The sequence below is a fragment of the uncultured Solobacterium sp. genome, from assembly GCF_963517755.1.
GTDB lineage: Bacteria > Bacillota_I > Bacilli_A > Erysipelotrichales > Erysipelotrichaceae > Bulleidia.
The window spans coordinates 20,492-31,675 of the sequence record NZ_CAUQGG010000015.1; the positions used below are offsets into that span (position 1 = coordinate 20,492).

The 11,184-nt window shown below is 33.2% G+C and carries 10 protein-coding genes; all 10 read right to left on the reverse strand.

The genetic code is table 11. From position 1 onward, the window contains the following. Window positions 1-23 precede the first annotated feature (23 nt). Window positions 24-1,121, reverse strand: a complete 1,098-nt coding sequence (locus tag RWM19_RS07930; protein WP_313985693.1) for a DegT/DnrJ/EryC1/StrS family aminotransferase — start codon at window positions 1,119-1,121, stop codon at window positions 24-26. 5 nt (window positions 1,122-1,126) lie between these two features. Beyond that, window positions 1,127-1,528, reverse strand: coding sequence for an FdtA/QdtA family cupin domain-containing protein (locus RWM19_RS07935; protein WP_313985695.1), 402 nt, complete (start codon window positions 1,526-1,528; stop codon window positions 1,127-1,129). Between the two features lie 46 nt (window positions 1,529-1,574). Then, window positions 1,575-2,528, reverse strand: coding sequence for a glycosyltransferase (locus tag RWM19_RS07940; protein WP_313985697.1), 954 nt, complete (start codon window positions 2,526-2,528; stop codon window positions 1,575-1,577). Window positions 2,529-2,546: 18 nt separating this feature from the next. Further along, window positions 2,547-3,338, reverse strand: coding sequence for a glycosyltransferase (locus tag RWM19_RS07945; protein WP_313985699.1), 792 nt, complete (start codon window positions 3,336-3,338; stop codon window positions 2,547-2,549). Continuing rightward, window positions 3,335-3,691, reverse strand: a complete 357-nt coding sequence (locus RWM19_RS07950) for a DUF2304 domain-containing protein (RefSeq protein WP_313985702.1) — start codon at window positions 3,689-3,691, stop codon at window positions 3,335-3,337. The genes RWM19_RS07945 and RWM19_RS07950 overlap by 4 nt, the downstream gene beginning before the upstream one ends. A 14-nt stretch (window positions 3,692-3,705) precedes the next feature. Beyond that, entirely contained in the window at window positions 3,706-4,395 is a 690-nt protein-coding gene (locus tag RWM19_RS07955; RefSeq protein WP_313985704.1) for a glycosyltransferase family 2 protein, read from the reverse strand. Window positions 4,396-5,066: 671 nt separating this feature from the next. Next, window positions 5,067-6,833 carry a DUF2142 domain-containing protein gene (locus RWM19_RS07960; protein WP_313985706.1) on the reverse strand — a complete coding sequence of 589 codons (1,767 nt, stop codon included), beginning with the start codon at window positions 6,831-6,833 and terminating at the stop codon, window positions 5,067-5,069. Between the two features lie 154 nt (window positions 6,834-6,987). Further along, the gene (locus RWM19_RS07965; RefSeq protein ID WP_313985708.1) at window positions 6,988-8,613 is read right to left on the reverse strand and encodes a glycosyltransferase family 2 protein; all 1,626 of its coding nucleotides are present in this window, start codon (window positions 8,611-8,613) and stop codon (window positions 6,988-6,990) included. A gap of 123 nt (window positions 8,614-8,736) precedes the next feature. Then, window positions 8,737-10,905: a glycosyltransferase family 2 protein gene (locus RWM19_RS07970; protein ID WP_313985710.1), complete on the reverse strand. Its 2,169-nt coding sequence runs from the start codon at window positions 10,903-10,905 to the stop codon at window positions 8,737-8,739. A gap of 58 nt (window positions 10,906-10,963) precedes the next feature. Further along, on the reverse strand, window positions 10,964-11,184 hold a 221-nt coding region (locus RWM19_RS07975; protein WP_313985713.1), incomplete at its 5' end, for a hypothetical protein.

Here is an 11,184-nt window from a genome sequence, read left to right on the forward strand (position 1 = left end):
TACTTGCTCTCCTGTTTTATTATTTATTTAAAAGAATTGATTGTATCAATAACATATTGAGTTTCATCATCTGTCATACCGTAGTAAATTGGAATACTCAATTGTGTCGAACTAATTTCCTCTGCAATTGGAAAATCACCTTTATGGAATCCTAAATCCTTATAGCATTCCTGTAAATGCATTGGGATTGGATAATGCTTATTCGTTGAAATACCATTTTCATTTAAATGTTTTTCAAGTTCTTCTCTGCGTTTGCAACGGATACCGAAGATATGCCAAACAGGCTCCATTCCTTCAGGAATATATGGTAATAAAACTTCAGGATTATTTATTTTTTCTAAATATTTATTTGCAATGGCGCGTCTATTTTCGTTTACTTTTTCTAGTGAAGGCAACTTTGCCGCAAGAAATGCTGCTTGCATTTCGTCAAGACGACTATTGCAGCCTTTATATATATGATGATACTTGTAGTCGGAACCATAGTTACCTAAAGCACGCACTTTATCCGCAATCTCTTTTGAGTTTGTAACTACCGCACCTGCATCTCCTAAAGCACCTAAATTCTTTCCTGGATAGAAAGAAAAGCCAGATGCCTCGCCAAATGATCCAATAACTTGACCCTTATATCTTGCACCATGTGCCTGTGCACAATCTTCAATTACATATAGATTGTGCTTCTTAGCAATTTCCATAATCGGATCCATATCACATGGCTGACCATATAAGTGAACAGGAATTATTGCCTTTGTTCTTTCTGTAATCTTCTCCTCAATCTTGCTTGGATCAATATTAAATGTACGAAGATCCGGTTCAACGAATACAACATTCGCATTCACATATGTTACTGCTAGTGCAGTTGCGATATATGTATTTGAAGGGACAATGACCTCATCACCTTCACCAATCTCTAATGCTCTAAGTACAAGCATTAAAGCATCCAACCCATTGCCAACACCTACGCAATATTTTTGATTACAAAATTTTGCAAAAGCTTCCTCAAAAGCCTTATCTTCTTCACCTTCAATATACCAAGAACGATTATAAACTCGTTCAAATGCTGCTTTTAAATCCGTATCAAGTTCTTTTTCTAAAGGTTTGAATGACACAAATGGTACTTTCATATTTCTTATTTTCCTCCAATAAACTTTAAAAACTCATCATAATTACGAATATAGTCATCTTCACTGTAGTATTCAGATGCCAATACCATTAGTACTGCTCCATCTGAGAAATCAAACATTTCACGCCAAATATTATTCGCAACATAAAGACCTTTGTTTGGTTGATTCAAATCAACCACCTCTATCTCGTGCCCATTGTCAAGTTTAATCTTGCATTGACCATGTACACAAATCAGAATCTGTTCTAAGTGTTTATGCGCATGATGACCTCTGGCAACTCCAGGAGTCGTATCATACATGTAGTATACCCTTTTAATGTCAAAAGGTATGTCTTTGTTCTCCTCAAGGGCGATTAACTGACCTCTTGAATCTCCATGTGGTTCAAAATTGAATATCTTAATTTCCATATAATCTCCTTAGGACAATTTACTAATCTTAGAGTATATAATCATTTTAATCCAAAAATGATAAATCTGCCAAGAAACCCTGGTCAACACACTTATGTTTTTTTCTCCAGAGCTTTCCAGATAATACTCTATATAGGAATGCCAATGAATCGCTGTTATTCAATATGATAGAGACAATCTGTTTTCTATAGTTTGTATAAGAATACTTTCCTGCATTCTTTACTCTCTTTTCAATATACTTATCCGAATGATACGCCTTCATAGAATTCGCATAAAACTCTTCTGCATCCTTCTTCATTCTTATTTTGACAGGAGATACTTTGCTAGTAGAAATACCAGTATCATTTTCATAATACACAACAAACTTATCTACAAACTTAAATGGATGTCCTTCATACATTGCATATACTTGCAAAATATCTTCCACAAACTTTACATTAGTATCAATCTGTTGGAAGCATTTCTTACAAAAATCCCTTTCCATAAAAAATGTAGCTCCAGGTACATGGTCACAGAATAAAACCAGGTTCTTTTTTAGAACATCAGTACAATTCTTTTTTATATAAGATACGATGTCATATGGGTGCTCAAATTCTTGGAACTTGATATTTCCCTCGCTGTTAGAGTATCCCATCATACGGCCGAAGCAAGCAAGAACTTGATTTTGGTCCATGTAATTGCATAAGTATGAAACTACATCGGAAGAATAAAAACCATCACCTGGGCTCAATAATTTAATATACCTACCGGTACAAACATTTAATCCAGAAATAATATTTTTGACTGTGCCTTGATTAATCTTATTCGCAACAAACTTATAATTTTTAAAATTATTTTGGACCAAGTATTGCTCTACCGCCTGAAATTGATTGTCTTTTGAACCATCATCCACCAAGATTATTTCAATATCCTTTATATCTTGTTGTAAAATCGTCTTGAGCGTAAATTTCACTTTTGAAAGAATCGGATTATAACAAGCAACTATTACTGAACATTTCATATTTTCACCTCTATAATCTTATTCTTCATTACTTTTTTCACTATATGCATATGCTTTTGCTATAATCTTTGCAATTGCATTTGGCCAAAAACGTTTGAGAATCTCATAATCTTCCTTTGTGCGAAGATTTTCACCAATGATTTCAGAAGTTGTTGACTCACCATAAATACGATGTCCCATTAGATATTTATGTACATAATAAAAATACCCTTTTCTTCGTGAGAGTCTCTCCCATGCATGCCAATCTACATTACACTTCAAATCACTTGCAAAGATTTCATTTGGTACATTTTCTTTCACAAATGTAACTGCTGGACAGCAAATCGCATCACCAAAGCGTAGCGCACTCCTCTTAATAAAACCTAGGTGTGCCAAACCATGGAATCGAAGTAAGAATAAGAGAATCTGCTTAATCATTAGATTTCGATTCTGATATACTTTTTCATTCCCATGTTTAATTTCATAGTAATCCGAGAAAATAATTGTTGATTTTGGCTGTTTATGATATGCCTCTACCATCTCTTCTGTATAAGTATAGTCATAGATATCATCTTGATGTGCAACCGTAACAAGCGCAGTTTTTCCTACAGATACCGCAAAGTCAAAATCATATCCAATTGAAATATGATTCTCATTTACAATTATTTCTACACCATACTTATCTGCTAAAGATTGAATAAATGTATTTGGCGTGGCTGTCGCAATCACAACCTTAGAAGGAATAGACTGATTCTTGACACTTTTTAAGCATTCTTCCAAAAACTTTGATTCTTTATATGCCAATACTACAAAAGTATGTTCAAACTTCACTTTACTTCTCCTTTAATTTCCTTAACTTCTTTATCTATTAAGGCAACTTTCTGTGTCAACTCCTTAATCTGCTCAGACTGTTGTGAAATATATCTTGTTAAGCTGTAAATAATTACAAGTGAAAAACAGAATCCTAAGAAGAACACCATGTTACTAGGTAGTTGAACTCCAAGTGTTCTTGTAAATAATTCTAATAGCTGTGGGAAAATTAATACAATCAACAATACAAAAAGCAACGCTAGCCAAGTGAAAATATATTGAAGTTGTAATTTTTTCTTTTTAACTTGAATAATTAATTGGATTAAAACGATTATATTTAGAATGAATAATACCAATCTTAATTGTGTGCTCATCTTTCTTCCTCCAATTATTTTCTAATCATTTCAACAAAAATCGCAAAGGATACTTTTATCATGTAATATACTGAATTCCACATTCTAATGGAAGACTGTCCACCAGCACGTTCTTTCATCTGTACAGGAACTTCAATCACTTTATATTTCTTACACAATAATTCTACAATCGACTCCGGTTCAGGATAATCTCGTGGATAGTCCTTTGCAAATAATGCTATGACTTTTCGATTAATTAGTCTGAATCCAGATGTTGGATCTGTAATAGTAATTCCTGTCAGAAGTTTGATTAACCTTGTAAAGTATGTTATCCCTACTCTTCTCATAAATGTAGATTGGAACCCTTCTTTTGTGATAAAGCGGGAACCGATTACCATATCTGCATTCTGGTTTTGCATCTCAATACACATTTTTTCTAAGTAGGATACGTCATGCTGACCATCGCCATCAACTTGTACTGCAATGTCATATCCATTTTCAAAAGCATACTTGTATCCAGTTTGAACAGCACCGCCGATTCCTAAATTGATTGGCAGTGAGATATGATTTAATTTATTTTGCTGCAAGATTTGTAACGTATTATCTGTAGAACAATCATTAATCACAACATAATCAAACTCTGGAGCGTTCTCTTGAATATTCTGTATTGTCTTTTCAATATTTTCGCCCTCATTATATGCAGGTATAATAATCAATTTTTTCATAACATCCTCACCATCACATCAGAACTATCTAAAGTACTAAACTATCCGTATCTTACGATCTATGCAAAATATTATATAACATTATGTGAGATTAATATAGACACGTCACTATCATCAAAATGTTATCTTTTATACACACAAATCTATATTACGAATATCTCTACAATCTTCATAAGAAAAAAGGCACTTTAAAATCTCATGGGGTTGGGGATAGGCTATAAACTTTTGTGGGCACAAAAAATCATCGTGCTCATTTTTTGTTAGGAGACCAAAAAATAATAAAACCTCCATGCTATTATCTTCTTGTCTGGAGAATCAAATAGAAATGGAGGTAGCCCTATATGCCTATTCATGATTATATCATGTCAACCTATTGGCTATTTTTATATTGTACTTTATTAATGAATTACGCATGTATTACTCATCAACATCAGATTGGCAGAATTATAATTTAACTCTAAAAATAAACTTTACATTAATACTCAATTATAAAAATAAAAGGCAATCCCCAGATAATGATCCTATGGTATTGCCCGTTATCAAATCTATTACCCACGAGATTTTATTGCGTGTTTTCTGAAAACCCCACGCTATTTTAAATTACCAGAAAAATGCAGAAAGAACGATAGACCTTTCACTGCATTTTAATAAATGAATATTTAAAAAACAATTTAGAAAGCTATAAAAATACACTGTACTGTATATAGCGTAATAATAGCCATCACACTGATAATGTATTTATCATATTTTTGATCCACGATAATATAGTTACTTGGAATACACATCAGAACTAATGGAGCGATTGGAATAAAGTATCTTCCTTGAACGCCTTCAACAATTGGGCTCGTCAATACAGTCCATGAAATTGCCATTCCAAAAATAATAAATAGCACAGTTAAGACAGAGACACCCATAAATGAAATTTTATATTTTCTTTGAAGAATTATATCTTCTTCAGCACGTTTCAACGACAATAATATCAATAAAAATAAATAGATGCTTGTAGTCCAACTTGGAACCATGAAATCTAGCCAGCCTAAATAACCTCCGATGAAGCTTACAATATACCACTTCCACATCACTCTAAAGGTAGATAGGAACAGTCTAAATAATGATGTCGGATGTGTTATAAAATAGGAAACTGAATAACTTTCTGTTTTTGGAATTGATCCACTAAGGGTAATATAAGTAGGCTTATACGGTAAATTTTGAAAGAAATGTGTAAAATATAGTGCAAAGAATCCCACAATAAATAGCACAATCCCCACAAAAACAATCTTTTTCAATATGGATATTTGTTGAACAGAAAGTGAAATTTTCTTTAATGCAAGTACTAATAGTGGGAAGAAAGAAACCAAGAAATATGCATGAGATTTAATGTTGAATAGAATTAACGCAAATAGAGCGATAAAAATACCAAGGATAATAAACCTTTTCCTCTCTTCTTCTTGAAAAGCAAGATGCAATGTCGCAGCGATAATAAATAACGCTGTGATATTAACAAAAACGTCATAGGATAGCGACATTGCTTGATGAATTGCCATCGGCATCAAGGATAAACCAACAGCAGCTTTCTTGCCAAAAGGGAGTAACTTGATTGCGAAATATCCTATTCCAATATAGAACAACAGATTGAATAATCTAGCTAAAAGGAATGTGAATGCTGTATTGAGACCAAGAATTCTCCCAAAAGTTAATCCAATAGCTGGGACAAAATATGCAGGAGAGTAAACATTCTTTCCATAGAAACGTATTCCAACAAGATTAGTTTTACCTGTACTTTCCGTATAAGAATGAATATAGTGTTCAAAATCATCTCTTGTAAGATATGCCTTACGGTATGCATCATTATTAAAGAATATTGCATCATTTTCACGAACAAGGATTTCTGATTCCTCGTTAGAATGAATCCCCATCAACATATTAGAAACCGTATATGTTGCTTTTGCATGATAAACTTCATCTGGCACTGTACCAGTTGGAAGTATTAGCATGAACATAATCCCCAAAATGGATCCAAAAATAACAAATACCTTCTCCAACGAGTAGTCTTTTCTTAAGAGCCGAGAAATTGCGATAAGAATTGCTGGGAAGAATACAAGATTAAAGCTGATAATTGCTTTCCCAGTTGTAGATAATTTCTTCACATCAGCAAGTTCAAATTTCAATGTTCGAAGTAGAAATAAAGTTACAATCAAAAGAAATATATATTTAATCTTATTGTCTCGGATATTTTGGAATATATTACTAACACCAAAGTGATAGATATAGCCAACAAAGCCCAATATATATATAGTTATTATAATCAACCAAACTTTTAGTATTATCGTATTAACTTTAAGACACACAACAATACTACTAACCAAAAGGATTAATAAAAGGACGGCAGTACATACTAGGTCTTTTCTATCTATATTCAAATTTCCTATTTTTATCATTACTATACCTCAGCATTACATTTCTCAAATTTTAACAAAAATATTAGAAACTATGTATATCTTATTGTATTTACTATTGATTCGCAAATTCATTCCTGTATAAAGCCAACGAATTGCACAGGAAAAATTTCATACATGTTTAGCAGTACTTTTATTAAAGTAAATCTGTACTCTTTATCCCTGCTTTCAAACGATAATCATAGGATTTATCAAACTGATTATTATAAAAAGGATCATGTTGAATAAAATCAGCCCATCTATCTTTCATAAATTGAACTTCACTTAAGTATCTCTTCACTTTTTCTTTCGAGATATCCATACCCCTTGATTTTGATTCATAGTGGAATAATTCAACATTTGGCAAAAAAATATTTTGATATCCATGCTGTAATAACCTTAATCCAAAATCTACATCATTGAAATTAACAGATAATTTTTCCTCTAATCCATTCAATTCGTCAAAACATTCTCTCCTAAACATTAAACACGCAGCGGTACAACATGCTACATCATAAGGGATTGACAATGCATGCATGTAATCTTGCTGATCATACTCAGCCCGATAATAGCGATGCGCAGCTACTCCACCTTTTCCAGATATCACGCCTGCATGCTGAATGGAAAAATCAGGATATAATAATTTGACGCCAACGCTTCCCACATGTTTAAGCTGCGCATAAGAAACCATTCTTTCTAACCAGTCGCCGGTTATAATTGATGTGTCATTATTTAATAAAACTATCAATTCACCCATAGATTTCTGGCGAATAGCCACGTTATTAATAGTTGAATAATTAAATGGAATATCTAGATGTATCACACAGATATTATCATGAAGTTTTACAATTTTAGATAAGTATTCCTTTGTTTCTGTTTCAATACTTCCATTATCCACGATGATAATTTCAAAATGATGATAGCTTGTCTTTTCAAAAATAGAATCAATACATTTCTTTGTGTCTTCAACTTTATCGCGCATTGGAATAATAATAGATACCAATGGGTTACCTTGTACCTCATATTTTACTGTGTTTGTAATACCATCTTTATTTTTTTCAATTTTACTATTTGGGTACGCTACAGATAAATACTGGCTTAGTGTTTTCTCTTCATTACGTTCCGTAGTATTATCTCCATACAGAATAGAAGAAACATGTCTCCAACGTAATCGTTGATCACTCAGTTGTAGTAACCACAGATATGGATTCCATGGTTGCCCATCGAACTGTTTTATTATTGAAGCGCGGACAAACCAACAATTTCCAATATAGTTATATCCTCTTAATGTGTCATAGGAATAATCAGGTAATAACTGTGGGCAATATCTTCCCTCATCTTTATTCATAAAATCATAGTCAAAATATACAATATCCGCATCTCTAAAATATTGCACAGCCAATAAATTTTTATCATAAATTTCACACGGAGCATTCATAATACAAACAAATTCAGAGTTAACTTTGCTTGTATCTAAAACTTTCTGTACCAACGATGGATACTGGTTTTCTATACATTTTTGATTCGAGCTTAAAAATGTGATATCTGAAAACTGTGTACCTCTATCCACCTCTGGAAGATAAGAAATCCACTTCTGATACTCCTGTTTTTCTTCAGGGTTAAAATATTTGCAACCATATTTTTGGATATTATTTTTTTCATGAATAAATTTTTTTATATACTCTTTTAATATCTCTTTTGGAATACGATAATGATATTCCACCGAAAATTTATTCCATGCTTTTTTTAATAAAGATAATATTGTATTTTCACTCATACTCATAATATTTCCACTTGTATTCTACTTAATTTATAAATAAATGTAAATTTGTTGCTTTGAATTCAATCCCGATTTATATAAGATGGACAGATACCCCTTAAACATCTGTCCATACTTTATTACAATTTATGATTTAACAATATCCTCATTTTCTGATAAATGCTTTTTGAGTCTTTCTCTTTCTTCACGATTAAAATATGGCTCTCCAATTTTCTCATATTTAATATTTCTTGGTGAATATAGAGCACTTTGGAGAGAAAGATTCGGGTTATAGTACGGATCACCTTGTTCTAATAGACCTTCCCACTTTTCAATAAATAATCCAATCTCACTTTGAAAACGTTCCATTTTCGCCGATGTATCATCCTCGCCTCTAGATTTAGACTCATAGTGATGAAAACATCCATACGCCGCATACACTACAAGATAGCCTGCTTGTCTAATCTTTAAGCAGAAGTCTATGTCATTAAAAGCTACCGCAAAATCCTCTCCAAATCCCGCTACCTTTTCATATACTTCTTTTCTTACCAACATCACCGCTGCAGTGACTGCAGAAAGATCCTGGGTAACCATCGCACGATTGAAGTAAGTTCCATAACTTAACTGATGCTTAAAAGCATGGTCTGCTACACCAATACCAATAATAACACCCGCATGTTGAATCGTATCATCCTCATATAGTAAGCGACATCCAACTGCACCTACATCCTCTCTTTGTGCATACCCCATTAGTTCCTGTAAGGAATCTGGCTCTATTAGCTCTACATCATTATTCATGAATAGATAATATCTGCCCCTAGCATACTGTACTCCAAAATTATTAATCTTGGAGTAGTTAAACTCACCATTATATTTTACAACCTTTACTTGTGGGTATTCTTTCTGAATCTTTTCGTAATACACCCATGTCTTCTCTTCTGTAGAATTATTCTCTATGACAATAAACTCTAGATTTGGCCATGTACCTTTCTCCATCATAGAACGGATTGCCTTATCTAGGTCTTCCGTATGGTCTTTATTTGGAATGATAACTGAAATAAGTGGGTACTCTTCAAAGGCAAAAATCGTATGATAGATTCCCAAGCTCTCTCCATTGACTACGTCTTTGATTTTGATGTTTGGTAACACTCTTGCATAATGTGCCTTGATTGCCTCCGCTCCTGCCTTGAATGCATACATCTTAGATTCTGGGTTAGCAGCCGTGGAATTGATATGTGTCCTCCAATGATACAAAATCTTCGATACATGTCCTACTTTACGAGAGTTTTCGCTCATTCTTAAAATAAAGTCATAGTCCTGTGCTCCATCAAATTGGCTATTGAACTTGCCCACACGATCCACTAATTCTTTTCTTACACCATACAGATGACAAATATAGTTGTTGGATCTTAACATATCGATATTGAAGTCTGGCTTGAAATGTGGTTCAAACAATTTCTTGCCCGTTTCATCAATCTTATCTTCATCCGAATAGATAGAATCTATCTCCGGATCTTTTGTAATTCTATCCGCAAATTCATATAGTGCATTAGGCACCAGTAAATCATCATGGTCACACAGTACAATCCAATCCCCTGTTGCCATTTCCAGTGCTTTATTTGTATTGCCAGATATCCCTAGGTTTTCTCCTATAAAGTGATAACAGATACGTTCATCTTTGAATCCTTCAACAAGTCCCTTCAATTCATCTGTTGGGCTACCATCCGCAAAACACAATTCCCAATTTAAATAGGTCTGTGCTTGTATCGAGGATACAAGTTCCTTTAAGAAATTATCTGGTGTCTTAAACAACGGAACAATGATAGAAAACTTTGGAGCGTCTGATGCCCATTTCTTTTCCCGTTGTAAAGACAATTCCTTCTTCGTCGCTTGGTTTTTTTTGTACCACTCCATATAAGTTATCTTTTGATATGTTCTCATTTTCTTACGAAGAATCTCAAAAATAGAACGGTCACCAATGAGATTTTTGAAGATTCGTTTAGCAAGAATATACTTTGAATCAATCTTCTTTGTAACGATGGATTTTCCGTCAGTGATACTCAAAATATATTTTTTCTTTTTTTCAAAAGGAAACCGCAGCTTGAATCCATAGTGATTTTCTTCTGTACTATTTGTTTTTAATTCACCAACATCACCTCGATGATATCTACGTAAAACGTAATTTACCACTGTCCCATCTTCTTCGCAAAATTGAAATGATAGTTCAGTATTTGGTCTTTTGCCAATTGCCCAACCAACAATTTCGATATCCTTATAAACACTATATGCAATTTCCACACGGAATTTTATACTCATTTTTACCTCTCAATAATTAAGCATAACAATTATCACATAAATGATAATAAAGTTCTATTCACAATCTCTTTAGGTCGTAATTCGTATTTGTAATCGTTAGATTTGAATTATAATATGGATCTCCATCTTCAAAAAGTTGTTTCCACTTTTTGTTGAAATTAGATAACTCTTCCATATATCTAGCTCGTTGTTCTGGTGTCTGATCTAAGCCTCTAGATTTAGATTCATAGTGATGAAAACATCCATACGCCGCATACACTACAAGATAGCCTGCTTGTC

Excerpts from the sequence above, each read along its gene's own strand:
- RWM19_RS07930 (WP_313985693.1), bottom strand. The coding sequence starts at position 1,121 with ATGAAAGTACCATTTGTGTCATTCAAACCTTTAGAAAAAGAACTTGAT.
- RWM19_RS07935 (WP_313985695.1), bottom strand. The coding sequence starts at position 1,528 with ATGGAAATTAAGATATTCAATTTTGAACCACATGGAGATTCAAGAGGT.
- RWM19_RS07940 (WP_313985697.1), bottom strand. The coding sequence starts at position 2,528 with ATGAAATGTTCAGTAATAGTTGCTTGTTATAATCCGATTCTTTCAAAA.
- RWM19_RS07950 (WP_313985702.1), bottom strand. The coding sequence starts at position 3,691 with ATGAGCACACAATTAAGATTGGTATTATTCATTCTAAATATAATCGTT.
- RWM19_RS07955 (WP_313985704.1), bottom strand. The coding sequence starts at position 4,395 with ATGAAAAAATTGATTATTATACCTGCATATAATGAGGGCGAAAATATT.
- RWM19_RS07960 (WP_313985706.1), bottom strand. The coding sequence starts at position 6,833 with ATGATAAAAATAGGAAATTTGAATATAGATAGAAAAGACCTAGTATGT.
- RWM19_RS07965 (WP_313985708.1), bottom strand. The coding sequence starts at position 8,613 with ATGAGTATGAGTGAAAATACAATATTATCTTTATTAAAAAAAGCATGG.
- RWM19_RS07970 (WP_313985710.1), bottom strand. The coding sequence starts at position 10,905 with ATGAGTATAAAATTCCGTGTGGAAATTGCATATAGTGTTTATAAGGAT.